This is a genomic window from Trujillonella endophytica (assembly GCF_900110555.1).
GTDB classification, from domain to species: Bacteria; Actinomycetota; Actinomycetes; order Mycobacteriales; family Geodermatophilaceae; genus Trujillonella; species Trujillonella endophytica.
Genome location: NZ_FOEE01000001.1, coordinates 536,327 through 559,708 on the forward strand (window position 1 = coordinate 536,327; position 23,382 = coordinate 559,708).

General features: G+C 75.1%; 23 protein-coding genes and 1 riboswitch. Of the genes, 11 read left to right on the forward strand and 12 right to left on the reverse strand.

Annotation, left to right across the window (positions count from 1 at the left end; genetic code table 11):
- Positions 1–182 precede the first annotated feature (182 nt).
- Positions 183–386: a cold-shock protein gene (locus BMY88_RS02565; protein ID WP_029432994.1), complete on the reverse strand. Its 204-nt coding sequence runs from the start codon at positions 384–386 to the stop codon at positions 183–185.
- A gap of 607 nt (positions 387–993) precedes the next feature.
- On the opposite strand from BMY88_RS02565, the gene BMY88_RS02575 reads away from it, so the two are divergent.
- Positions 994–2,652 (forward strand): bifunctional 3'-5' exonuclease/DNA polymerase, encoded by a 1,659-nt coding sequence (locus tag BMY88_RS02575; RefSeq protein ID WP_170860917.1) that lies wholly within the window; start codon positions 994–996, stop codon positions 2,650–2,652.
- A gap of 71 nt (positions 2,653–2,723) precedes the next feature.
- Here BMY88_RS02575 and BMY88_RS02580 read toward each other — a convergent pair whose 3' ends face one another.
- Complete coding sequence (locus BMY88_RS02580; protein WP_091939734.1) at positions 2,724–4,571, reverse strand: phosphoenolpyruvate carboxykinase (GTP); 1,848 nt, start codon at positions 4,569–4,571, stop codon at positions 2,724–2,726.
- A 461-nt stretch (positions 4,572–5,032) separates the two neighbouring features.
- Positions 5,033–5,182, forward strand: a riboswitch (cyclic di-AMP (ydaO/yuaA leader).
- Between the two features lie 264 nt (positions 5,183–5,446).
- Here BMY88_RS02580 and BMY88_RS02585 point away from each other — a divergent pair.
- Positions 5,447–6,448, forward strand: coding sequence for a VldE C-terminal domain-containing protein (locus tag BMY88_RS02585; RefSeq protein WP_244524417.1), 1,002 nt, complete (start codon positions 5,447–5,449; stop codon positions 6,446–6,448).
- 140 nt (positions 6,449–6,588) lie between these two features.
- On the opposite strand, the gene BMY88_RS02590 is transcribed toward BMY88_RS02585, so the two are convergent.
- A complete protein-coding gene (locus tag BMY88_RS02590; protein ID WP_091939736.1) occupies positions 6,589–8,385 on the reverse strand; it encodes a helicase-related protein in 1,797 nt (598 codons plus the stop codon).
- 189 nt (positions 8,386–8,574) lie between these two features.
- The gene (locus BMY88_RS02595; RefSeq protein ID WP_091939738.1) at positions 8,575–8,766 is read right to left on the reverse strand and encodes an RGCVC family protein; all 192 of its coding nucleotides are present in this window, start codon (positions 8,764–8,766) and stop codon (positions 8,575–8,577) included.
- A gap of 211 nt (positions 8,767–8,977) precedes the next feature.
- Here BMY88_RS02595 and BMY88_RS02600 point away from each other — a divergent pair, with 211 nt between their 5' ends.
- Complete coding sequence (locus tag BMY88_RS02600) at positions 8,978–9,802, forward strand: sulfite exporter TauE/SafE family protein (RefSeq protein ID WP_091939740.1); 825 nt, start codon at positions 8,978–8,980, stop codon at positions 9,800–9,802.
- 10 nt (positions 9,803–9,812) lie between these two features.
- Here the strand turns inward: BMY88_RS02600 and BMY88_RS02605 are convergent, their stop codons facing one another.
- Both BMY88_RS02605 and BMY88_RS02610 read right to left on the reverse strand, forming a co-directional pair.
- Positions 9,813–10,589, reverse strand: coding sequence for a glycoside hydrolase family 16 protein (locus tag BMY88_RS02605; protein WP_091939742.1), 777 nt, complete (start codon positions 10,587–10,589; stop codon positions 9,813–9,815).
- A 27-nt stretch (positions 10,590–10,616) separates the two neighbouring features.
- Positions 10,617–11,420 carry an MBL fold metallo-hydrolase gene (locus tag BMY88_RS02610; protein WP_091939744.1) on the reverse strand — a complete coding sequence of 268 codons (804 nt, stop codon included), beginning with the start codon at positions 11,418–11,420 and terminating at the stop codon, positions 10,617–10,619.
- Positions 11,421–11,470: 50 nt separating this feature from the next.
- On the opposite strand from BMY88_RS02610, the gene BMY88_RS02615 reads away from it, so the two are divergent.
- On the forward strand, positions 11,471–12,412 hold the full coding sequence (locus tag BMY88_RS02615) for an NAD(P)-dependent oxidoreductase (RefSeq protein WP_091940037.1): 942 nt from the start codon (positions 11,471–11,473) through the stop codon (positions 12,410–12,412).
- Between the two features lie 17 nt (positions 12,413–12,429).
- Here the strand turns inward: BMY88_RS02615 and BMY88_RS24820 are convergent, their stop codons facing one another.
- Both BMY88_RS24820 and BMY88_RS02625 read right to left on the reverse strand, forming a co-directional pair.
- Positions 12,430–12,849 carry a WhiB family transcriptional regulator gene (locus BMY88_RS24820; RefSeq protein WP_280138681.1) on the reverse strand — a complete coding sequence of 140 codons (420 nt, stop codon included), beginning with the start codon at positions 12,847–12,849 and terminating at the stop codon, positions 12,430–12,432.
- Between the two features lie 170 nt (positions 12,850–13,019).
- Positions 13,020–13,985 (reverse strand): hypothetical protein, encoded by a 966-nt coding sequence (locus BMY88_RS02625; protein WP_091939746.1) that lies wholly within the window; start codon positions 13,983–13,985, stop codon positions 13,020–13,022.
- A 216-nt stretch (positions 13,986–14,201) separates the two neighbouring features.
- Between BMY88_RS02625 and BMY88_RS02630 the strand changes: the two genes are divergently transcribed.
- Both BMY88_RS02630 and BMY88_RS02635 read left to right on the forward strand, forming a co-directional pair.
- Complete coding sequence (locus tag BMY88_RS02630; RefSeq protein WP_091939748.1) at positions 14,202–14,441, forward strand: hypothetical protein; 240 nt, start codon at positions 14,202–14,204, stop codon at positions 14,439–14,441.
- Between the two features lie 47 nt (positions 14,442–14,488).
- Positions 14,489–14,839 carry a hypothetical protein gene (locus BMY88_RS02635; protein WP_091940041.1) on the forward strand — a complete coding sequence of 117 codons (351 nt, stop codon included), beginning with the start codon at positions 14,489–14,491 and terminating at the stop codon, positions 14,837–14,839.
- Between the two features lie 81 nt (positions 14,840–14,920).
- On the opposite strand, the gene BMY88_RS02640 is transcribed toward BMY88_RS02635, so the two are convergent.
- Together BMY88_RS02640 and BMY88_RS23660 are read right to left on the reverse strand one after the other, a co-directional pair.
- Positions 14,921–15,973, reverse strand: a complete 1,053-nt coding sequence (locus BMY88_RS02640) for a porin PorA family protein (RefSeq protein ID WP_170860918.1) — start codon at positions 15,971–15,973, stop codon at positions 14,921–14,923.
- 123 nt (positions 15,974–16,096) lie between these two features.
- Positions 16,097–16,267, reverse strand: coding sequence for a hypothetical protein (locus BMY88_RS23660; RefSeq protein ID WP_170860919.1), 171 nt, complete (start codon positions 16,265–16,267; stop codon positions 16,097–16,099).
- A gap of 317 nt (positions 16,268–16,584) precedes the next feature.
- Here BMY88_RS23660 and BMY88_RS02645 point away from each other — a divergent pair, with 317 nt between their 5' ends.
- Positions 16,585–18,705, forward strand: a complete 2,121-nt coding sequence (locus BMY88_RS02645) for a DEAD/DEAH box helicase (protein WP_091939752.1) — start codon at positions 16,585–16,587, stop codon at positions 18,703–18,705.
- Positions 18,706–18,724: 19 nt separating this feature from the next.
- Here BMY88_RS02645 and BMY88_RS23665 read toward each other — a convergent pair whose 3' ends face one another.
- Together BMY88_RS23665 and BMY88_RS23670 are read right to left on the reverse strand one after the other, a co-directional pair.
- Positions 18,725–18,892, reverse strand: a complete 168-nt coding sequence (locus tag BMY88_RS23665) for an RGCVC family protein (protein ID WP_170860891.1) — start codon at positions 18,890–18,892, stop codon at positions 18,725–18,727.
- A 37-nt stretch (positions 18,893–18,929) separates the two neighbouring features.
- Positions 18,930–19,094, reverse strand: a complete 165-nt coding sequence (locus BMY88_RS23670) for a hypothetical protein (RefSeq protein ID WP_170860920.1) — start codon at positions 19,092–19,094, stop codon at positions 18,930–18,932.
- A gap of 236 nt (positions 19,095–19,330) precedes the next feature.
- On the opposite strand from BMY88_RS23670, the gene BMY88_RS02650 reads away from it, so the two are divergent.
- The 4 genes from BMY88_RS02650 to BMY88_RS02665 all read left to right on the forward strand — a co-directional run bounded on the left by BMY88_RS02650 (position 19,331) and on the right by BMY88_RS02665 (position 23,335).
- The gene (locus BMY88_RS02650) at positions 19,331–20,065 is read left to right on the forward strand and encodes an SDR family oxidoreductase (protein ID WP_211435437.1); all 735 of its coding nucleotides are present in this window, start codon (positions 19,331–19,333) and stop codon (positions 20,063–20,065) included.
- A gap of 128 nt (positions 20,066–20,193) precedes the next feature.
- Positions 20,194–21,936, forward strand: coding sequence for an N-acyl-D-amino-acid deacylase family protein (locus BMY88_RS02655; protein WP_091939757.1), 1,743 nt, complete (start codon positions 20,194–20,196; stop codon positions 21,934–21,936).
- 22 nt (positions 21,937–21,958) lie between these two features.
- The gene (locus BMY88_RS02660) at positions 21,959–22,597 is read left to right on the forward strand and encodes a TetR/AcrR family transcriptional regulator (protein ID WP_170860921.1); all 639 of its coding nucleotides are present in this window, start codon (positions 21,959–21,961) and stop codon (positions 22,595–22,597) included.
- A gap of 108 nt (positions 22,598–22,705) precedes the next feature.
- A complete protein-coding gene (locus tag BMY88_RS02665; RefSeq protein ID WP_091939759.1) occupies positions 22,706–23,335 on the forward strand; it encodes a TetR/AcrR family transcriptional regulator in 630 nt (209 codons plus the stop codon).
- The last annotated feature ends 47 nt before the right edge of the window (positions 23,336–23,382 follow it).

The window sequence follows — 23,382 nt, forward strand, 5'->3', positions numbered from 1 at the left end:
CGGACCCGAGGGTCCGGGCCCCGGTGCTCTGCGTACGGGGAGACGCAGGGCACGGGGCGCCTGCGAGGAACCCCAGGTGCCTGCGCGCGCACCGGGCAGGGGTCCGCACGCGCGGACGCCGGGGCCGGGAACGCGAGAAGGGCCACGGCGCAGTGCGCCGTGGCCCTTCCGTACGTCTGAGATCAGACGGCGCGAACGTTCTCCGCCTGCGGGCCCTTCTGGCCCTGCGTGACGTCGAACTCGACCTGCTGGCCCTCGTCGAGGGACTTGTAGCCGCTGCCGCTGATGGCGGAGTAGTGGCAGAAGACGTCGGCGCCGCCGCCGTCCTGGGCGATGAAGCCGAAGCCCTTCTCCGCGTTGAACCACTTCACTGTGCCGGTGGCCATGCTGTTCTCATTCCGTGCTGGGAGGTGTCCGGACCGGTATGGCACCGGGCCGGGGTCGCCGCACCGACCCGCAGGACCGAGTGGAACGTCAGGCAGAGACGACTGCGGACGTCCGAGAACGAAGCAGAGGTACAACAGCGACCGACACCCACTGTAGGCGATGGAGCGCCGCAGGTCGATGCCCGGGCCCCACAGACATCGCCGGGGAGGTGCTCGTCACCAGCGGAGCGGGTGCGTCAGGCGCGTGTGGGCGGTGCGGCAGACCCGGCAGTTGCCCCAGGTGGCGAGCGCCAGCGGGGTGGTCGGGCCGGAGCACTCGGGGCACTCGGCGGGCTCGCCCTCGCGGGCGCGGGCGTCGGCGATCTGCTGGGCGCGCTCCTGGTGCCTGGCGGAGTCGCCCCGGCAGGGGCACCCCAGCTGGGCGTCGGCGCAGAGTCCACGGTGATTCGTGATGGGAGCCCCCTTCGGGTTCGCCGTCGACGCTACCCCCGCGCGCCTCGGGGTCAGGCCGTCCGGCGCAGCATTTAGCCGGATCGTGTCCGGCCCGCGCACCAGGGGTGGACGGGCCGTCGCCGCCGGTGTCGGTGGGGTCGGCGAGACTGCGACCGTGCACCGCGTCCTGCTCCGGCGGCTGGAGGGCGGGCACGTCGAGGCCCGGGACCGGACCGACGACGGCGCTCCTGCCGGGGTCGCCCGGCTCGGGCCGGGCGAGCTCGCCGGCTACGTCGCGGAGCGCGAGCGCGCCGGCGTCCGCTGGGTGTGGGACGACACCACCCGCTGGTACCCGGCGCTGCTGGCGTCCGGGGTGCGGGTCGAGCGCTGCACCGACCTGCGGCTGGGCCACGCCGTCCTGCGCCGGTCGCCGTTCCTCGACCGGGCGTTGCTGACCGGTCCCGACACCCCGGGCTGGGACGCGCTGGCGCCGGCCGAGCCGGGCGACGCGGCCCTGTTCCCGCTGACCGACCCCGCCGACGCCCTCGACCCGGGCGCGGAGGAGGACCGGCAGCGCGCCGCGGTGGCGGCCTCGCCGCAGCGGGGCCGGCTGGCGCTGCTCCTGGCCGCCGAGTCCTCCGGCGCCCTGGCCGCCGCCGAGATGACCGCGACCGGGCTGCCGTGGCGGGCCGACGTCCACGAGCGGCTGCTCACCGAACTGCTGGGCCCACGGCCGGCGCCGGGGCTGCGGCCGCGGGAGCTGGAGCGGCTCGCGGGGGAGGTGCGGGCCGAGCTGGCCGCGCCCGACCTCAATCCGGACTCGCCGGCCGAGGTGCTGCGCGCGCTGCAGGCCGCGGGGCTGGCGGTGGCCGACACCCGCTCGTGGACGCTGGAGCGGATAGACCACCCCGCCGTCCCCCCGCTGCTGGAGTACAAGCGGCTGGCGCGGCTGCTGTCGGCCAACGGCTGGGCCTGGCTGGACACCTGGGCCCGCGACGGGCGCTTCCGCCCCACCTTCCTGCCGGGTGGCGTCGTCACCGGCCGCTGGGCCTCCTCCGGCGGCGGCGCGCTCTCGGTGCCCACGCTGGTGCGCCCGGCGGCCGTGGCCGACGAGGGCCGGCGGCTGGTGGTGGCCGACGTCGCCCAGCTGGAACCCCGGGTGCTGGCCGGCATGAGCGGGGACACGGCGATGGCCGAGGCCGCCCGCGCCGCCGACCTGTACGAGGGGATGGTCGCCGGCGGCGCGGTCGCGACCCGGGCCGAGGCCAAGCTCGGCATCCTCGGCGCCATGTACGGCGGCACCCGCGGGGAGAGCGGCCGGATGCTGCCGCGGCTGGCCCGCCGCTATCCGCGCGCCATCAGCCTCGTCGAGGAGGCGGCGCGGGCGGGGGAGCGGGGGGAGGTGGTGTCCACCCTGCTGGGCCGCGGGTCGCCGCCGCCGACCGGCGCGTGGGCCCAGCGCCCGCTCGACCTCGGCGAGGCGCCGGAGGAGACGGGCCCGCGGGCGGACCGGGACCGCGACCGTCGCGCGTGGGGCCGGTTCACCCGCAACTTCGTCGTCCAGGGCACGGGTGCGGAGTGGGCGCTGTGCTGGCTGGCGGACCTGCGCAACCGGTTGTGGCGGCTGGGGGAGGGACCGCTGGAGCAGCGGCCGCACCTGGTGTTCTTCCTGCACGACGAGGTCGTGGTCGACACCCCGGAGGAGCTGGCCGGGGCCGTGGTCGAGGAGGTGCACCGGTCCGCGGGCGTCGCCGGCCGGTTGCTGTTCGGCACGTTCGGCGTCGACTTCCCGCTCGACGTGGCCGTCGTCCGCTCCTGGGCCGACGCGGGCTGAGGGCGCCCGGAACGGCGGGACCCCCGCAGCCGGATGGCTGCGGGGGTCCCGGGTCGTTCAGTGCGGAGGGGTCACTTCCCCTGCTCGGCCTCCAGGCCGGCGGCGACGCGGCGGTGCGCCTCCCAGATCTCCTCGGGCATGCCCGGGAAGAGCTTCAGGTGCTCCTCGCGGTGGCCCATCTCCTGCCGCCAGCGGTGGGTGTCGATCGACAGGATCGTCTCCAGGTCGTCGGCGCGGAGATCGTCCATGCCCTCGAGCTGCAGCTCCTCCTTGGTCGGCACGATGCCGACGGGGGTCTGCCGGCCGGTGACCTCTCCGTTGCGCAGCTGCATGAGCCACAGCAGCGGGCGGAGGTTGTCCCGGTACCCCGGCCACAGGAAGCGGCCGTCCTCGCCCCGCTGGAACCAGTTCACGTGGGCGAAGATCGGCTGGTCCTTCGCGGCACCGATGATCTTCAGCCAGTGCGCGGCGTACGCGCCCTCGGAGTAGGCCATGAACGGCCGCATCGACATCGGGTCGTAGCGCAGGACGCCCTCGGTGCCCTCGGCGGCGAAGGTCGCCTCCGCGCCCAGGGTGAGGCCGTCGTAGACGCCCTCGGCGAGGTCGGTGATCGCGCGGATCAGCGGCTCGCGGTCGCGGGTGCGCCCGCCGAAGATGATCGCGTCGACCGGCACGCCCTTCGGGTTCGTGTAGTCCGGCGCGATGTTCGGGATGTTGGCCAGCGTCGTGGTGAACCGGCTGTTCGGGTGGGCCCAGGGCGCGTCCTTCTCCGCCTCGGACCGCTCCGAGATCAGCTCGCCCTTCCAGTCGCGCCAGCCGGTGGCGTCGGCGGGCGGGGTCTTGGTCCTGCCCTCCCACCAGACGTCCTGCGTCTGCTCGTTGTAGGCGACGTTGGTGAAGATCGTCCCGGTGCCCTCGGCGATCGCCTCGACCGCCGTGGGGTTGGTGGCCTCGTTGGTGTCCTTGGCGACGCCGAAGGCACCGAACTCGGGGTTGATCGCGTAGACGCGGCCGTCCTCGGGGTCCACCCACAGCCAGGCGATGTCGTCGCCGTAGAAGTGCACCTGGTAGCGGTCACCGAGGGCGTCGGGGGACAGGATCATGGCGAGGTTCGTCTTGCCCGACGCGCTCGGCATGCCACCGCAGACGTGGTACGTGCGGCCGGTCTGCTTGTCGGTGATGCCGAGGAGCAGGAACTGCTCGGCGAGGAACTTGCCCGAGGCCCAGCCGTCGTAGGTCGCCTGGCGCAGGCCGTGGGCGATCTTGCCCAGCAGCGCGTTGCCGCCGTAGGAGGAGCCGTAGTGCAGGATCGTGCGCTCGTCGGCGATGGTGACGAAGTAGCGCTGGTCGTCGGGGGTGCCCTGGCCCAGGTTGTCCAGGTCGCCGGTGACGTGCACGCCGCGGACGAAGTAGTCCGGGTCGGCGAGCTCGTTGACGTGCTCCACGCCGACCCGCGCCATGCGGATCATGTGCAGCACGACGGTGCGCGTGTCGGTGAGCTCCACGCCGGTGGCGTAGGGCTGCAGCGGGGAGCCGGGCGGCGCCATCACGTACGGGACGACGTACATCGTCTTGCCGGCCGAGGCGCCCTTCATGCGCTCGGTCAGCATCGGACGCATCTCCGACGCCGGCTTCCAGTTGTTGTAGACACCCTTGTCGGACTCGTTGTTCGTCGCGACGACGGTGCGCTCCTCGGAGCGCGCGGTGTCCTTCGGGTGACTACGGGAGTAGTAGCGGCCCTCGCCCGCGGGCAAGAGCTCGCCGGCCTCCACCGCCTCCGCGATCAGCCGGGCGTCGTCGGAGGCGTTGACCACCTCGACCCGGGCGGCGCCGGTGTGCTCTGCCCACTGCCGGACGAAGTCGCGGACGCGACTGTTCTTCACCCCTGCTGCGTCGAGCACGGCGTCAATGGCTGCCACGACTCACCCTCTCCTTCGCGGAGCATCTCTTCACCGCGCCACCCGACGTGCGCGCTGCGGCCCGCTGGGTCGGCAACTTACCGACCGCCGCGCGGCCGGTTGACGGCAGTGGCCCGCTTGTCACCCGTTGTGACCCCGCGCGGCGGGCGCCGCAGCCGTCCGCGGTCACCCGCACGAGCGGCGCCGCGGGCGGCCCCCGGGGTCGCGCGGGCACCACATGTGATCAACGGCACGGTGTCCGGACCAGGCGCGCCGCGTGTCGGGAGCCCCCGGGCCGCTCATCGGCGGACGAGCAGGTCGCCGCGCCTTCCGGTCGCCGCCGGCGGCGCGCGGGTCGCCGGCGCCGGACCGGGACGCGCCGCAGAAAGCGACGGAACGACACCGGTCGGATTGTCACGACTCGATAACGCGGTTAGCGTGGCCGCGTCCGTCCGGTCATCACGTCCCCGTCCGGGGAGCCCGGGTGGACGCCGCCGAGTCGCCCCCCGGGGCGAGCCGGGGACCCACCGCAGTACTGGGGTGAATCGGCGTCCGGAGATCCGTCCGGGCGTGTAGGGCTGCTTCCCGCCCGAACCCGTCAGCTAACTCGGTAGGCGGCTCACGGAAGAAACGGAGTGCCGCCGGATGGCGCGCTTGTGCACCCCCGCACGACCCCGCTGGACCCGGTCCTCCGCGATCCGGACGCGCCCCCGCAGCTGAGGAACCGCGGCCGTCGGCAGCCGACGCCGCTCCTGGGCACCCTCCGTCGAGCACCTGCGCTCGCGCGGCTTCCCGCCGCTTCCCCCGGCGTGCCCCGGGAGCCCGGCTCCGCCCGCTCCTCGCTGCCCCTGCTCTGCAGCCGCTGCTGCACCCGTATCCCTGGAGCACCCCCACCCATGCAGCACCGCACCACCACCTCGCCCCGCGACCGCGCCGGCACCGGCGCCGGCGCGGAGACCGCACCCCTCACCGTCGCGACGCCGACCTCGACGGACGCCGGCGCCACGCGGGCGTCCCGCCGCTCGTCCGCGGCTCCCGGCCGCGCTCCCCGCCGGCGGGCACCGGCCCTGCGCCGGCGGCCCGGCGTCTACCTCGGCGTCGCCGCGGCCGGCGCCGTGCTGGTGAACCTCGTCATCGGCGTCGACCCGGCCGCGCAGGCCGAGGCCGACGTCGCCGAGTCCGTCAGCGTCGCCCAGGCCCTGGGCCTGAGCGCGCAGAGCGCCCCGACCGCCGTCGAGCCCGACCTGCAGGCCCTCTCGGACCTGGCGGCCAGCCGGGGCAGCCGGGACGCGGCCGCGGTCGAGGCGCAGCAGGTCCAGGCCGCCGCCGACCAGGCCGTCCTCGACCAGCAGCGCGCCGCAGCCGAGGCCGCCGCCGCGGCAGCCGCCGCCGCCCAGGCAGAGGCCGAGGCCGCCGCCGCCGCGGCGGTAGCCCGGGCCGAGGCGGAGGCCGCCGCCGCGCCGCCCGCACGGCCCGCCGGCGGGTCCTCGTCGCCGGCGGCCCCCGCCCCGGCCTCCGGGGGAACGGCGGTCAGCGCCGTGGCCCGGATCAGCAACAGCGCCGGACCGATCGCCTCCAGCGTGCAGGCCGCCGCGAACGCCGTCGTCAGCAACGTGGCCGGCGCCGGCTCGATCACCCTGGGCGGCACCCGGCCCAGCGCGGCGGATCCGGGCGGCCACCCGTCGGGCAAGGCCCTGGACTACATGGTGCTGTCCGACCAGTCGCTGGGGAACGCCATCGTCCAGTACCACATCGCGCACTGGGACGAGCTCGGCGTCGAGTACCTCATCTACCGCCAGCGCATCCTGCAGTCGCCGGGCGGCTCCTGGTCGACCATGGCCGACCGCGGCAGCGCCACGGCCAACCACTTCGATCACGTGCACGTGAACTACGACTGATCCGCACCTCCCCGGACGACCGACGAGGGCCGGTCCGACCGCTCTCGCGGTCGGGCCGGCCCTCGTCGTGTGCGGCGGCCACGGGCGCCGGTCGGTGCCGGGACGCGCCCCGGCGTCCTATGGAGCCGGGGCGCGAGCGGTCATCCGCGGCGCGAGCGCCCTCGGGGTCCGCCCTGGCGGCCGCCCGGCGCGCGGCCGGTGGCGCGGCCGGCCGTCCGGCGGCCCCCCGCGGTGGGACGGCGGTCGGCGTCGTTCCCCCCGCGGCCGGCCGGGGCGCTGCACGGGCGGCAGGTGGTGAAGCGGGGCGAGACGGCGGTGCCGCAGACGGTGCACGTGGCCGTGCGGACCGTCGAGATCGCGCCCGGCAGCAGCACCGAGATGCTCTCCGCGCACTCCTCCTCGACCCACGCCGCGTCGTCGCTGGTGAGCCCCGCGACGCCGGGGAAGCGGCGCAGCAGCGTCTGCGCGTCGCGGGCGGCCGCGGCGGCCTGCTCGAAGTCCTCGACCGAACCGTCCCGGGGGACGTCGGGCAGCACCGTCTCCGGGAGCACCGGCAGGCCGACGGCGTGCTCGAGGGCGGCGCGGGCCAGCGTGAGCCACCGGGTGCGGCGCGGCGGGTCGTAGTCGATCGCCAGCTGGACCAGACGCCAGACCGTGTCCAGGTCGCCTGCGGCACCCAGGGGACCGCGCAGCAGGGGGAGGAGCGCCTGCACGCGCATCACCATGGTGCCGACGTCGTCGGCGGTCATCGCCTCGTCGCGGGTGGCCGCCCGCGCCCATGCCATCCAGCGGGTGAGGGCCTCGGGCAGGTCGACGGCCTCGAAGGCGCCGAGGTCCTCGAGCTCCGGCCGCAGCCGGGGGGCCCGCTTGGGCAGGTCGCTCATCGCGTCCCCGCGGGCGACGGCGGCACCAGTGGCCAGCAGCGCCGGGTCGGGGCGCAGCCCGGTCACGCCGGTGAGCACGCCCACCTGCCCGTGCCCGGTGAGGCCGTAGCGGCCGGCGCGCCCGGCGATCTGGGCGGTCTCCCACGAGCGCAGCGGGCGGACCCGCTCGCCGTCGAACTTGGTGGTCTCGGCGAACAGCACCGTGGTGGCCGGCACGTTGATGCCGTGGCCGATGACGTCGGTGGTGACCAGGACGTCGAACTCGCCGGCGGTGAACTGCTCGATGACCTCGCGGCGGGTGGCGGGCGGCAGCGCGCCGTAGAGGACGCCGACCCGGCCCGGCCGGTGCTCGTTGAGGGCGGCGGCCACGGCGTAGACGTTCTTGCGGGAGAAGGCCACGACCAGCGTCTGCGGGCGGACCGTCTCGGGACGCACGGGCGCGCGCAGCACGTCGAGGCGGGACAGCCGCTTGTGGTTGACGACCGTCACGTGCTCGGCGTCGGACACCAGGGGCTTGAGCAGCAGGTAGGCCTCGGCGGCGGAGATGAGGTGCATCTCGCGGTACTCGCCGGTGAGCAGCAGGCGGGCCCAGTGGTGGCCGCGGTCGGGGTCGGCGACCCAGTGCGACTCGTCGAGGACGAGCAGGTCGCCGCGCATCGGTGCCTTCTCGACCGTGCAACAGACGATCGGCGCGAGCGGGTCGATCTCCTCCTCACCGGTGGAGAGGCCGACCATGCCCGCCGGGAGGGCCGCGGAGAGCTTCGCGTAGGCCTCGTGCGCCAGCTGGCGCAGCGGCGCGGCGTAGACGCCCCGGCCGTTCGCGCCCAGGGCCTGCAGCGACTCGTAGGTCTTGCCGGAGTTGGTGGGGCCGAGGTGGAAGACGACCTCTTCGGGCCGGGTGGTGCGGACCGGCAGCGTGGGCGCCGCGCCCTCCACCCAGCTCTGCTGGGCCAGCCGCTCCTCGCGCGCCGCGGTGCGGGCGGAGTCGCGGGTCTGCGACTCGCGATCGGAACGGTCCCGGCGACGGGCGGTGTCGGACTGGGGAGAACTCACGGGCAGGCAGGGTCCTTAGCGGCGGGGAAGTCGGGTGCACGATGCGTGGAGATCGACGCGCATCGGTGCGCGGACCTCCACGGGCTCAACACCGGAACGACCCGGTCCATGCCCGTGCGCGACCAGCCTAGGCCCCGCGTCCAGCCCGTTCGGCGCCCCGGGCCCCCGCAGGCGCGGCGCGCCCCCGCCTCAGAGCCGGCAGACGCAGCCGCGGTCGCTCGTGCCGGCGGTGGTCGCGGAGCAGAACCGCAGCCCGATCCTGTCGTGCGCGGACAGCGGGTGGGGACAGGCGGCGCAGGTGCCGTCGTCCTCGGTGGGCGTCGTCGACGGCGTCGCGGCCTGCGGGACGACGTAGGACGAGGGGAACGTGCTCTGGGCCATGGGGACGCCCTGACTCCGCCGGACCGGCGAGTTGCTCGATCGTCGGATCCGGCGCCACGTCGAGGCGGCGCGCGAGGAGGATCGACACCTCCACGTTACGCGCGCCGGGGTGTTCGGCGGCGGTGAGCGGGGTAGCCCCCCGGCACCGGCCCCGGCGTGGTCGTCCAAACCCCCGCGCCGGGGCCGTGACATGTCGTGTGAGGGGCGGGGGATGACGGACGCGCTGCCCGCCGCGCTGCTCCCCGGCGACCTCGCCACCTCGACATTGGTCCTGCTGCTGCTGGCCGCGCTGGCCGCCGGCTGGATCGACGCCGTGGTCGGTGGGGGTGGGCTGCTGCAGCTTCCGGCGCTCCTGCTGGTGCCCGGCCTGAGCCCGGTGGAGGCGCTGGCCACCAACAAGCTCTCCTCGGTCTTCGGCACCACGACCAGCGCGGTCACCTACGCCCGCCGGGTGCATCCCGATCTGCGCACCGCGCTGCCCATGGCCGCGGTCGCCCTGGTCAGCAGCGCCGCCGGGGCGTCGGTGGCCGCCCTGCTGCCGGCCGCGGTGTTCAAGCCGGTCATCGTGGTGGCGCTGATCGGCATCGGCGCCTTCACGCTGCTGCGGCCGGCGCTGGGCGAGGAGACGGCGCTGCGGTACAGCGGCCGCCGTCACCACGGCACCGCGGTGGGGATCGGCGCGGCCATCGGCTTCTACGACGGCATCCTCGGGCCGGGCACGGGGTCGTTCCTGGTGTTCGCGATGGTCTCGCTGCTGGGCTACGACTTCCTCAACGCCAGCGCCAAGGCCAAGATCGTCAACGTCGCGACCAACCTGGGGGCGCTGCTGGTCTTCGTGCCGGCCGGGGCGGTCCTCTGGGGTCTCGGGCTGCTGATGGGGGCGGCCAACGTGCTCGGCGGCTATCTGGGCTCCCGGACGGCAACGGCCCGGGGCAGCCGCTTCATCCGGATCGCGTTCCTCGTCGTCGTCTCCGCGCTGATCCTGCGGGTCGGCGCCGACGTGTGGACGGAGAACGTCCGGCCGCTGTTCGACTGAGCGCCGGAGCTCAGCCGAGGGGCTCGCCGCCGATCCGGTCGACGACGAGCTCCGGCACGGCGTAGGGCTCGCCGGGCTCCGCCCGGTCGGGGAAGTCGAAGACCGCGAGCATCGTCTGCATCGGGTAGTCCGGCGTCCGGTGCACGGTGCGGACGACGTCGCCGTCCACGAGCAGGTCCGCGCGGTCGGGCCGCCAGTCGACGGCGTACGTGTGGAACTCGGCGACGTCGAGGTCCAGACGCGGTGCGGCGAAGTCCTCGACCATCCGCGGGTCGCGGAACGGGTGGGTGCCCATGCCGACCGCGGCGCTCGGCGCGCCCGGCGCCCGGTCCAGGGCGTCGCCGAAGACCTCCATCACGCACAACTCGGCGCACCGCTCGGGCCGGTCCTCCAGGCCCACCAGCCACCACGCGGCCATCGACCGCGGGGTCAGCGTCGCCCGCGCCCGCATCTCCAGGCGGCCGTACCGCGGCGTCCAGCCCCAGTGCGCCGGCTGCTCCTCGCGGACGACGGCGCCCGGCCGGACCGGCTGCTGACCCACGGTGCTGCCCGGCGGACCGGAGAAGACGCCGGACTGGACGCCCGACACCCGCAGCGGCGGATGGTCGTCGGGGCACCAGAGGGGGTGGTCCTCGGGGAGGTACAGGCGCAGGCAGGAGCCGCTGACCTCGTACGCCGCGGCCGACGCGGCCCGGGAGCTCCACTGCGGCAGGTAGTGCGGCACCCAGACGCCGGGATCGAGGTCCGGGCCGTCGAAGTCGTCCGCGAAGGGGAGCGCGGCGGTCATGGTCGGCGTCCTTCCGTCCGGGGGCGGTCAGGGGAGCTGCTGCCAGCGCGGGGCCGGCGTCCCGGTCACCCGTCCGGGCGCGAGCAGCGGGAAGTGGGCGCCGACGCCGGTCGTGCGCCCGTCGGCCAGCTCCCGCCACAGCCGCTGCCGGGTGCGGGCGGCGAGCGCGGGGTCGACGTCGGAGAAGGACCGCCAGCCCGGCTCGGCGTGCTGCACCGGGCAGGTGACGGTGTCACCGAGCAGCAGGAGCCGGTCGCCGCCCGAGGCCACGGCGACGCACAGGGAGCCCGGGGTGTGCCCGGGCGTCAGCACGGCCGTCACGCCGGGGGTCACCGTGGCGTCGGCGGCGAGGGGCCGCAGCCGCGGCGAGCCGGCCGGCGCGCGGAAGCCTGCGCGGACGTGGGCTGCCATCTCCCCGGGCCCCTCGACGAAGTGCTGCCGGTCGCCCTCGCCGAACCAGACGGTCGCCTGCGCGAAGACCGGGGCGCCGTCGAGGTCGAACAACCAGCCGACGTGGTCGGCGTGCAGGTGGGTGCAGACGACGTCGGTCACCTCGTCCGGCGCCACGCCGAGCGCCCGCAGTCCGGTCGGCAGCTGACCGCCGGCCAGCAGCATCCCGCCGGGCAGCTCCTGGGCCTCGGGGCCGAGCCCGGCGTCGACCAGGACGACGCGGTCGGCGGTGCGGACGACGAAGCAGCCGATCGGCAGCCACGCGGCGCCGTCCCGGTCGAAGAGCTCGGGACGCTCGCCCGGCCCCGCCCCGAAATAGCCCGGCCGCGCGACGAAGGTCCCGTCGCTCACCGCGTCCACCCGGATGTCCCCGACCCGCACCGGCCCTCCTCGTGTCCGCGGCCGGTGCCATCCTGGCGCACGATGGCCCGGTGAAGCTGCTGCTGCCCGACTCGCTGCCGCTGGCCCCGGCGCTGCCCGGCGGCGTGACCGCGGTGACCTACGCCGCCGCCGCGCCCGTGCCCGACGAGCACCTCGACGCCGAGGCGCTGGTGGTGTGGGGGAGCGGGACGCCGGAGCTGTCGGCCGTGGCCGGCCGGATGCCGCGGCTGCGGTGGGTGCAGTCGCTGGCTGCCGGTCCCGACGCCGTCCTCGCGGCGGGCTTCCCGGGCGGCGTCGTCGTCACGTCGGGCGCGGGCCTGCACGACGCGACCGTGACCGAGCACGCGCTGGCGCTGGTCCTCGCGCTGGTGCGCCGGCTGCCGGCGGCCGCGCGGGCGCAGGCCGGGCACCGCTGGGCCCGCGAGCTGGGCGGCCTGCAGCCGCTGCACCCCGAGGGGCCGGTGACCACGCTGCTGGGCGCGCGGGTGCTCGTCTGGGGCTTCGGCGCGATCGCGTCGACGCTGGCGCCGGTGCTGGGCGCGCTGGGCGCCTCGGTCGCGGGGGTGGCCCGCAGCGCCGGGGAGCGGGCGGGCTTCCCCGTGGTCGCGGAGGCCGATCTCGACGGCGAGCTGGCGCGCACCGACGTCCTGGTGATGCTGCTGCCGGCCACCGACGCGACGCGGCACGCGCTGGACGCCGGCCGGCTGGCCGCGCTGCCCGCGCACGCCTACGTGGTGAACGTCGGCCGGGGGACGACGGTGGACGAGGAGGCGCTGGTCGCCGCGCTCGCGGCGGGCCGTCTCGCGGGGGCCGCGCTGGACGTCACCGGGACCGAACCGCTGCCGCCGGAGTCCGCGCTGTGGGAGGCGCCGGGGCTGCTGCTCACACCGCACGCGGCCGGCGGGCGGCCGGTGGGGGCCGACGCGCTGATCGAGGCGAACCTCGCGGCGCTGCTCGCCGGGGAGGCGTTGCGCAACGTCGTCGAGCGCTGACGCGCCCGGCGGGGCCGTCAGGCGGTGAGGACGTCGCGGCGCTGCAGCCGCACGCGGCGCCGCTCGCGCTCGGACAGGCCGCCCCAGATGCCGAAGCGCTCGTCGCTGGCGAGGGCGAACTCCAGGCACTCGGCCCGCACGGTGCAGCCCGTGCACACGCGCTTGGCCTCGCGGGTCGAGCCGCCCTTCTCCGGGAAGAAGGCCTCGGGGTCGGTCTCGGCGCACAGGGCGTCCAGCCGCCACGCCTCCTCGCCGGCGTCGGCGTCGGCGTCCGTCCACGCTCCCGCGGGGAGCTCGGCGGCGAAGACCGACGGCGCGGAGTCGGCGGCGTAACCGTCGTAGGCCGGTGCGAAGGTCCAGGCGGAGGTCGGGTCGCCGTGGTCGGCGGGGAAGCCCTCGGTGATCAGGCTCAGGTGGGAACGCGTGAAGGTGGACACGGGGAAGCTCCTCGGGCGGATGTCTGAGGCGCTCTCCGTGTGACGGAGGGGTACGCCCTGGCTGCTTTCCGTGACGTTACGGAACCGAGACCCGTGCGGGCACCGCGGAAGTCAACGAAACAACGCCGTCCGATTGGCGGATCCTGCACCTCGTCCGGAGAGCGCGCAGGTCAGGCCACGGGGAGGGCGCCCGACCGGTGCCGCAGCCCGCCCAGCACGCGGCGCAGCGGATGCGGCGCCGGCGCGGGGGTGGACGGGGCCCCCTCGGCCAGCCGGCCGATCTCGGCGGTGAGCGCGGCCCGCTGCTGGTCGAGCCGGTCCAGCTCCGCCAGCAGGGCGGCGCGGCGCTCGGCGGCCGTCCGGTCCAGGTGCGCCCGCTCGGCGGCCGCCGCGTCGTCGGCCCGCCGCCGCTGCGCCCGCGCGGTGTCGAGCATGGCGACCGCCTCGGCGCGCGCCCGGAGGAGAACGGCGGCGGCGTCCGCCACGGCCGCCTCGTGGAGCTCCCCGGCCCGGGCGAGGGCGCGCTGCTCGACGCGGAGCGCCTCCTCCCGGAGGTCGGCCGCCGCCCGGTGCGCGCCGCTGAGCGTCGTCTCGGCCTCGACGAGGATCCGGTCGGCCTCCGCGGTCACCGCGGTCGCCGTCGCGGTGGCATCGGCGACCAGTCGGGTGGCGCCGGTCTGTGCGGCGAGGACGGTCTCGTCCGCCCGCGCGAGCAGTCGCTGCGACCGGGCGGCCGCGGCGGCGGCCTCGGCGCGGGCCTCGGCCCGGATGTCCTCCGCCTCGTCGGCCGCGGTGGCGAGCAGGTCGCCGATCCGCCGCGAGGCCGACAGCAGCTCGCCGCCCCCGGCGGAGTGGCTCAGCAGCTGCCGGGCCTCGTCGAGCGCGGCGCGGGTGCTGAGGTGCCGGGCCATGAGGGAGTCGAGCTCGCGCTCGGCCGCGGTCAGCTCGCCCTCGGCCCACTGGACGTAGGTGTCGACCTGGAAGCGGTCGTAGCCGGCCACGGCCCGGCCGAACATCGGCCCGGCGCCGAGCACCGACGGCAGGTCGCCGGCGACGTTGGGCCGCAGCCGCTCCGTGCGCACCTCCTCGCCGGGTGCCGGCACGGCTCGCGCCGGATCGTCGAGCTGGACGCTCATCGGGATCTCCTCCACAGTTCGGCCTCGAACCGCGGAAGTTACGGCGCCGAGGGGCCGGTCCGTCCCGTTCCGGTACGGGGATCACTCCGCCGGGGCAGAGGCGTCGCCTCGTCCGGTGCGCCGCCTCCCGGGTGGTCGCAGAGCGTGACTCGCTCGGGCGGGTGAGGTGCCGGCCCGCGGGGTTCGAACGGCCCCGCCGTCGGGCACGCTCGCCCCATGACAGACGTCTCGGCGGTCCCCGGCGACCTCACCGTGCCGCTCCTGACGGGCTGGGAGCTCGTCGCGGGCGGGTTGGTGCTGCTGCTCGTGCTGGTCGCGGCCGTCGTGGTGCTCGGTGCGTCCCGGGCCGGCCGCGGGGAGCGCGCCGACTGGGAGGCCTGGCTGGACGGCCGGTCCCGCCGGGCGGACGACGCGGCCCCGGGGTCCGAGGAGCGGGTGGCCCGGACCGCCGGCTGAGCGGCCCGGGGATCGACGCCGCGCCGGCCCGGTGCTGCACTGGGGTGATGGCGAGCTACGTCGTGAACCCGGCCGGCCTCGCGCACGCCCGGGAGCTGATCGAGGCGCGCCGCTACGTGCTGCGCAGCGAGTGGGGGCGCGTGCAGCCCTCCGCCGAGGAGGAGAACCGCTACCTCGCGCGGCACACGTGGGCGGAGTACGGCGCCTGGCATCTCGCGCTGACCGACGGGGCGGGCGAGGAGACCAAGGGGCGGTACGCCTTCGTCTACGGCGACTTCCGCCGCGTGCACCGGATGGGCATCGTCGCCTGCCACTACCGGGCGGCGGAATGGGGCCACAAGGAGGTCGAGCTGGCCGCCCACGACCTGCTGCAGCTGCTCGACGCCGTCCGTGCCTGAGTCGTGGGAACGGGCGGCGGCCCCGGGGAAGCTTCCCCGGGGCCGCCGGTCGTGCGGTTGCGCCCTCGCGGGGCGCGGCGGTCAGGCCGCCGCGGTCGAGCCCGCGCCGGAGCGGTCCCGCGGGCTGCCGCCGGTCCGCCGGGCCGCGCGTACGGCCAGCAGGATCGCCGCGATCAGCAGCAGCAGGCCGAGCACCAGGGCGACGATCGGCAGGATCGTGCCGATGAGGTTCAGCAGGCTGGAGTCGTCACCGACGTCCCCGCCCCGCTCCTCGATCGAATCCTCCGTCGAGTCGACCTCGATCGTCGCGAACGTCACGACGACGGGGTAGCCGCCGAAGTCCAGCGTCCCGGTGATCACCTGGGTGCTGCCGCCGGCGATCGTGGCGCCCAGCTCCTGGTCGGCCGCGACGCGCGTGGTGGTCTGCGAGGTCCAGGCGATCGGGACCTCCTCGGGCAGCGCCGCGACGATGGCGTCCAGGTTGGCAGTCAGCTCTGGGTCCACCGACTCCGCGAGCCCGGGCGCGAGCGCGGCCAGCGACTTCGGCAGCGACGCCGGCAGGCCGAGCGCGTCCGGGTCGGCCAGCTCGCCGTCGGCGACGGACTCGTAGAGGTAGACGTCGCGGCCGCCCAGGGTGTCCTCGCCCAGGTAGGTCACGTCCTCGTGCTGCAGCGTGTACTGGTCCCAGTAGGTGTAGACGCCGCTCTCGGGCTCGGGGTCCACCGGGAACGTGAAGACCAGGCCCTCGGCGTCGGTGACGTCCTCGGCGCCGTCCGGTGCGGGGCCCGCCTCGGCGGTCTCGCGGTCGACGTTGAAGACGACCTCGGTGACGGCCGGCTCCCCGTCGCCGACGGTGCGCACGTCGGTGCGGCGGACCAGCTCGGTGTCTCCGTCGACGTCCTCGGCCTCCACCTGGCGGGTGGCCTGGATGGGCACGTCCGACGCGAGCAGGTCGCCGCCACCGCCCGAGAGCGCCGCCGGGTTGATGCCGTTGTAGGTCCCCTCGAAGCGGAGGGTGACGTCCAGGTCCTCGGGGAGCTTGGTCACGCTCGGGACGACGACGAAGCGGACGACGGCGGCGGCGACGATGAGCAGCACGCCGACGACGGCCAGGATGATGGAGCTACGGGTCAATCTCACTGCACGCGACTCCGGACTCGTGTGGTTGCAAACACCACGAGTGTGCTTGCCCACGTGCGCTTTCGCCGCACGGGGGTGCGCCGTGTCACGGCAGCGTGATCCACGCCTCAGCTCCGGTCAAGCGGGCTCGGGCACCCCGCCCGGGTCGCCGCCGGGGTCGTCGGGGGTCGCCTCGATCGGGGGCGGCGGGAGCGGCTGCGGAGCGTCGGGGAGCAGTTCGGCCGGATCGTCGGGCACGGGCTGGTCCGGATCGATCTCGGGACCCGGCTCGGGCAGGGGGGACACCATCCGTCGAGTCAACCAGCGCGGCGCGGGTCCGGCGATCGGGCCGGATGACCTCCCGGCGGCTAGGATGGGCTCGGCGCCGTCCATCAGGTGGACACCGCGGGGCCGGCGACGCCGGTGCCCGGGGCGGGGCCGGCCGCGACCGGCGGCCCGGGTTCGGCGCCGGAGACGGATCGACGGTCCGCGAGGCAGTGCCTCGGTGGAACCGGCGGGGAGCGCGGCCCGGGGCGTCCCGGGTGCTCCCGGTGCCGTCCGGCGATCGCCGGGCGGTGCGCAGCGTCCGGCCGGGGGACCGTGCCCGGCATTCAGAGGAGAACTTCTTGGCTCGACCAGGCCAGCGCGGCACTCGCCGCCCCGCCCCGCGCGCCCAGCGACGCGACCGCGCGGACGTCATCTCGGTGCTGGCCCGCGCCGTGCGCGAGGTCGAGGCGGCCGCCCAGCGGGGCCGGATCACGCCGGCCACGCGCACGACGTTCCAGGTGGTGGCGCTGCTGCTGCGCGAGGAGCGGGCCCGGGTGCAGGCGGACGCGACCCTCGGCGACGCCCGCCGGACCGAGCAGCTCAAGCGCCTCGAGGGGATCGCGACGATCCTCGCCACGACCGCCGTCCGGGAGGCCGGGCTGCTCGCGCTGCTCGCCGAGGACGCCGTCGTCACCGACTCGGCCAGGTCGCTGCGCCGGGAGATGCTGCGCCAGGCCGGCATCGAGCCCGAACCGGAGCCCGCCCCGCCGACCTCCCCCTTCCTGTCCTCGACGACGGCCAACGAGCACCGGGTGGTGCCGCAGTCGGTCATCTCCCGGCAGCTGGCGAACCCGTTCCTGGCCCCCGACTTCTCGGCCGCGGCCCCGCAGCGGAGCACCCGGGCGGGGCGCCTGGCGGGTTGGGAGCTGCTCGGCCCGCTGCTGAGCTCGTTCGAGCGGGCCGGCAGCGGCGAGCCGGCGTGCATGCCCCTCCCCGCGCCGTCGACCCGCTTCACCCCGCGCGGCGCCGAGCTGATGCCGCACCAGGCGCAACTGGTGGCCGCGGCCGCCGCCGGGCACCGCACGTTCCTGCTCGCCGACGAGCCGGGTCTGGGCAAGACGGCCCAGGCACTGCTCGCTGCCGAGGCGGCCGGCGCCTATCCGCTGCTGGCGGTCGTGCCGAACGTCGTCAAGACCAACTGGGCCCGCGAGGCGCAGCTGTGGACCCCGCAGCGCGCGGCCACCGTCATCCACGGCAACGGCGAGACGATCGACGGCTTCGCCGACATCGTCGTCGTCAACTACGAGGTGCTCGACCGGCACGTCGGGTGGATCGGCGACTTCGGCTTCCGCGGCATGGTGGTGGACGAGGCCCACTTCATCAAGAACAAGTCCTCGCAGCGCTCCCAGCACGTCCTGGAGCTCTCCGAGCGCATCCGGTCCCGGACCCCGCGCCCGCTGCTGATGGCGCTCACCGGGACCCCGCTGATCAACGACATCGACGACTTCCGCGCCATCTGGCAGTTCCTCGGCTGGATGGACGACGCCAAGCCGCTCGGCGAGCTCATGGCGGCCCTGGAGGACACCGGCCTGACGCCGGCCGACCCGGGTTTCTATGCCGCGGCCCGGACGGCGGTCATCGACCTGGGCATCGTCCGGCGGCGCAAGGTCGACGTGGCCGCCGACATCCCGGCGCGCCGCATCGCCGACCTCCCCGTCGAGCTCGACGGCGCGGCCGGCCGCTCGATCCGCGCCGCCGAGCGGGATCTCGCCCGCCGGATGGTGAAGCGGTACGAGACCGCGCTCGCCGCGCGCTCGACGGTCGACGACGCCGACGGCATCGACCCGGACCTGGTGCGCCGGGTGGCCCGGGCGGAGCTGAAGGACGCCGCCACGTCGACCGGCGAGAACGTCTTCAGCATGATGCGGCGGATCGGCCGGGCCAAGGCCGGCCTCGCCGCCGACTACGCGGCCCAGCTGGCCCGTAGCGCCGGCAAGGTCGTCTTCTTCGCCAAGCACGTCGACGTCATGGACGCCGCGGAGGAGACGTTCGACAAGCTGGGCATCCGCTACTCCTCCATCCGCGGTGACCAGACGTCGTCGGCGCGGCAGAAGAACATCGACGCCTTCGTGAAGGACGCCGAGGTCGCCGTCGCCGTCTGCTCGCTCACCGCGGCCGGCGTGGGACTGAACCTGCAGGTCGCGTCGAACATCGTGCTGGCGGAGCTGTCCTGGACCGACGCGGAGCAGACCCAGGCCATCGACCGCAGCCACCGCATCGGCCAGACCGAGCCGGTGACCGCGTGGCGGATCATCGCCGCGCAGACGATCGACGCCCGGATCGCCGAGCTGATCGACAGCAAGGCGGGGCTCGCCGCCCGGGCGCTCGACGGCTCGGACGAGGAGATCGCGTCGTCCTCCGACGTGCAGCTCGAGGCGCTGGTCGCCCTCCTGACCGACGCGCTGGCGGTCCCGGCGTAGTCGGTCGGGGCCGTCGCGCTCAGGCGGTCCGGCAGACGCATCCCCGGTCGAGCTCCGAGATCGCGGTCGCGCGGCAGTAGCGCAGGCCGACGGCGTCGTGGGCGGCCAGGGGGTGCGGGCAGGCGCCGCACGCGGGCCCGGCGCTCGGGGCGGGGACGGTCGGCGCGGGCGCGGTCAGCGCGGGCATGGTGCTCCTTCGTTCGCGGGGAGGGGCCGGGGGCGGCTCACCAGGTCGGCGGCGGGTCGCTGGCCGGGAACGACTGCATGCCCCACTCGTCCACCCGGTCGAGGACCTCGGCCGCGGGGGCCGGGGCCGGTCGGGGCCGGGGGGCGGAGGCCGCGTCGCGGGCCGGCGTCCGGGGGCGTGGGGGAGCGAGGGTGAGGGGCACGGCGGTCCTCCGTCGGGTCGTGGCGGGTGCTCTCGGGTGCACCTCCAGCGTGGCTCGCGACGGCGCCCGGTTCCAGGGTCGGGGCCGGACGATTCGGGGCGTCGTCCCTGCCGGTCGCCGGCAGCCGGACCGCTCCGGCCCCCTGTCACGACGAGCCCGGCATGCCGGACGTCGGCAACCGGTTCGGAGCGCGAGGCGGCGGGGGGCCGGCGCGGTGCCACTGGCAGGCTCCGACCGTGACGACGACAGTTCTGGTGACCGGGGCGACCGGCACGCTGGGCAGGCCGACGGTCGATCGACTCCGGGAGCGCGGCCTCGACGTGCGGGCGCTGAGCCGCCGCACGGGGCCCGGTCTGGTGACCGGCGACCTGCTCACCGGAGCGGGCGTCGACGAGGCAGTGGTCGGCGTGGACACGGTCGTGCACCTCGCCACGGGGCTCCGCCGTAAGGACCCCGACATCGCCCGCACCCTGCTCGACGCGGCGCGGCGGGCCGGGGTCGGGCACCTCGTGCTCGTCTCGATCGTCGGGATCGACGCCATCCCGCTCGGCTACTACCGCGACAAGGTGGAGATCGAGCGCCTCGTCACCGAGTCCGAGGTGCCCCACACGATCCTGCGCGCGACGCAGTTCCACACGCTGGTCGAGCAACTGTTCGCCGCCCAGCGCCGGCTGCCGGTCCTGCTCGCGCCGTCGGTCGCCGTGCAGCCGATCGCGCCGGCGGAGGTCGCCGACCGCCTCGTCGACCTGGCGTCGTCCGCACCGGCCGGCCGGGTTCCGGACATCGGCGGTCCCGCCGTCCGGCCGCTGCCCGAGCTGGCCCAGGTGTGGGCCGGGGCCCGGGCGCTGCGGCGTCGGGTCGTACCCGTGCGGCTGCCGGGGAGGGTCTTCGCCGGCTACCGCGCCGGGCACCACCTCGTGCCCGGGCCGGCCTACGGCCGCGCGTCGTTCGAGGAGCACCTCGCCGGATAGGGCGCGCCGGATGGGCGCTCCGCTGAAGGCTCGCCGCCCCTTGTGGGCCCCCTCACAGATGTGACACCGTGTCACACGACGTCGCGGCTTCCTCGACGTCGATGTCACAACGACGGAGGGGATGGTCCATGGAAATCCGACTGCTCATCAAGGGCGGCACGGTCGTCGACGGGACGGGCGCGCCGGCCTTCGCCGCGGACGTGCGGGTGGCCGAGGGCCGCATCACCGAGGTGGGCCCGGATCTGGCGGCCGGGGTGGGCGAGCGGGTCGTCGACGCCTCCGGCTGCTACGTGACCCCCGGCATGATCGAGACGCACAACCACTGGGACGGCGGCGTCTGGTGGTCGCCGAACATGGAGCCGCTCCCCGCCTACGGCATCACGACGTCGATCAACGGCAACTGCGGGTTCTCGATGGCGCCGGCGCCGCAGAGCCCGGAGGCGCAGCAGGGCCTCATCGACATGTTCAACTTCTTCGAGGACATCCCCGAGGCGCCGATGCGCAACCTCGTGCCGTGGGACTGGTCGACGTGGAGCGAGTACAAGGACTCCGTCGTCCGCCACATCAAGCTGCCGGTCAACTTCGCCGCCTTCATCGGCCACCAGCCGCTGCGCCTGTACGTCATGGGCCAGGAGGCCTGGGAGCGCGCGGCCACGCCGGCGGAGATCGAGCGCATGTGCGAGGTGCTGGAGGACGCGCTGTCGGCCGGGGCCATGGGCCTGGCCTCCAATCAGCTCGACCACGACAAGTACGAGCGCCCGCTGCCGTCCCAGCAGGCCGACGACGCCGAGTACCGGGCGCTCATGGAGGTCATCGGCCGCCACGAGGGCGCGACCCTGCAGGTCATCGTCGACCACTTCATGCGCATGACCGGCCCGGCGCAGGCGGAGCGCTTCGGCCGCCTCTCGAAGGAGACCGGCGTCCGGGTGCAGTGGGCCGGCGTGCCCACGCTGACCTTCCAGGCCGAGGTCGGCAAGAAGTCCCTCGAGCTGCACGAGCAGTTCAAGGCCGAGGGCGTCGACGCCTGGACCGGCTACCACCACGTGTCGCCGACGTCGGTCATCAACTTCGTCAGCTCGCTGGTGTTCGCGCAGAACGGCAACCCCGTCTGGCAGGAGGTCATCAACGCCAGGACGTGGGAGGAGAAGAGCGCCATGCTCCTCGACGAGGGCTGGCTGGAGCGCGCCCGCAAGGGCTGGGACGAGACGTACTCGCACTCCCTGCTGCACGACCCCTCGGCGCTGACCTTCCTCGACAGCGAGACCGGCTGGGGCCCCATCGACTGCACGCTGGCCGACTACATCGCGCAGGGCGGCTTCGCCCACCCCTCGGACGCGCTGGCCGACTGGGTCTTCAAGAACGGCGCCGAGTCCGTGGTGCACAAGCGCTCGTGGCAGCGCGACGAGGAGCTGCTCATGCGGCTCGTCCGCGACCCGCAGACCGTCGGCAACCTGTCCGACGGCGGCGCCCACGGAAAGATGTTCTGCGGCACCGGCGACAACATCTGGCTGCTGACGGAGTACGTCCGCGACCGGGGGATGCTCACCATCGAGGAGGGCATCCACGCGCTGACCGGCAAGCTCGCGAACTTCTTCAGCCTCCGCGAGCGCGGCGAGATCCGCGAGGGCTTCGCCGCCGACATCGCCGTGTTCGCGCTCGAGGAGATCGAGCGCCGCAAGGAGGTCAAGATCTGGGACGTGCCGGACGGCACGGGCGGCCGGACCTACCGCTACACCCGCGACGCCGCCCCTATGCGGCTGACCCTGGCCAACGGTGTGCCGACGTTCGACAACGGCGTGTTCACCGGCCGCTTCGCCGGCGACTTCGTGGGCCCCGGCGCCACGCAGCCGACGGTCATGGGCGCCCGCTGACCCGACCGGGCAGGATGCAGTCATGACATCCGGGGCGCCGTCGCGCGACGGCGCCCCGGACACGTCCGGCTCGATGCGGCGCAACCCGGGCAGCCGGGACCGCCTGCTGGCCGCGGCGATGGGCACCTTCTGCGAGCGGGGCTACCTGGCCACGTCCGTGGAGGACATCGCCGCGGCCGCCGGCGTCAGCCGGATGACCTTCTACCGGCACTTCCGCAACCGCGCCGACGTCGCCGCGGAGCTGTTCCGCGTCGCCGCCGCGGAGTCGACGCCGCGCTACCTGGCCATCACGTCGGTCGACCACACCGACCGCGACGCCGTCCTCGTGTGGATCCAGGCGCTGTTCGCCGCCGACCGGGCCGACCGGCTCCTGCTGCAGGTGTTCACCCAGGCGCGGTCGGACCCCGACGGGTTCACCGAGCGCGCCCAGCAGCTCATGGGGGACCTGATCCGGGAGCTCGGCCGGTCCATCCCGGCGTTCGCGCTCGACCCCGACGAGCCGACGCAGCGCCGGCGGTGGATCGAGGCCTGGCTGCTGCTGTACGAGATCCTCGACCAGAGCAACCACGCGGCACTGAACTCGGGCGTCGCCGTCGACGACCTGGTCCCCGATATCCTCGCCGAGCGCTTCCTGCGATTCGTCACCGCGCCGTCGTCCTGACGGCCCGACGCGCCGAGCGGCCCGGCGGAGCAGACAACCTCTCCGGCTCGTCGCATCCGGGGGCCGGCGCGCGTCGGCAGGCACCTCGTTCGCCTAGCATCGTCCGTCGTGACGCAGGAGGAGAGGAGTGCCCCGCCCCGGCGGTGGGGCACGGCCAGCGCGCTCCTCGACGACGACGAGGCCCGCCGCCGGCTGATGGCGGCCGCCGAGCGCTGCATCGTCGCGCGCGGCACCGCCCGGGTGTCCATGGCGCAGGTGGCCGACGAGGCGGGGGTCAACCGCTCGACGCTGTACCGCTACTTCGCGAGCCGTGACGAGCTCCTCGTCGAGCTGGTCGTGTCCCGTATCGATGCGGCCACGGCGGAGGTCGTCGAGTCGCTGCTGGATCCGCGGGACGCGGCGCGGTCCCTGCAGGAGATCATCGTCCGGTCCATCAGTTCGGTGGCGCCCAGCCCGCTGAACGCCGCGCTGTTCTCCGAGCGGAGCCATGGCCTCGTGGCCGAGCTCGAGCTGGGCTCGGAGAGGGTCGTGGACGCCTACCTCGCGAGACTGCGGCCGCTGCTGGACGCCTGGCGGGCCGACGGGCAGCTACGCCCCGATCTGGACGTGCGCGAGACGGTCCGGTGGATGATCGCCGTCTCCCTGACGCTGCTCGGGTCCCCGTGGCGCACCCGGTCGCTCAGCGAGCGGGCCCTGGCGGTCGAGCAGTACTTCGTCCGGGCCGTCGTCACCCCCTGATCGACCCGCGCGCCCGCCCCGAGGGCTGTTCAGACATCTACGCGAAT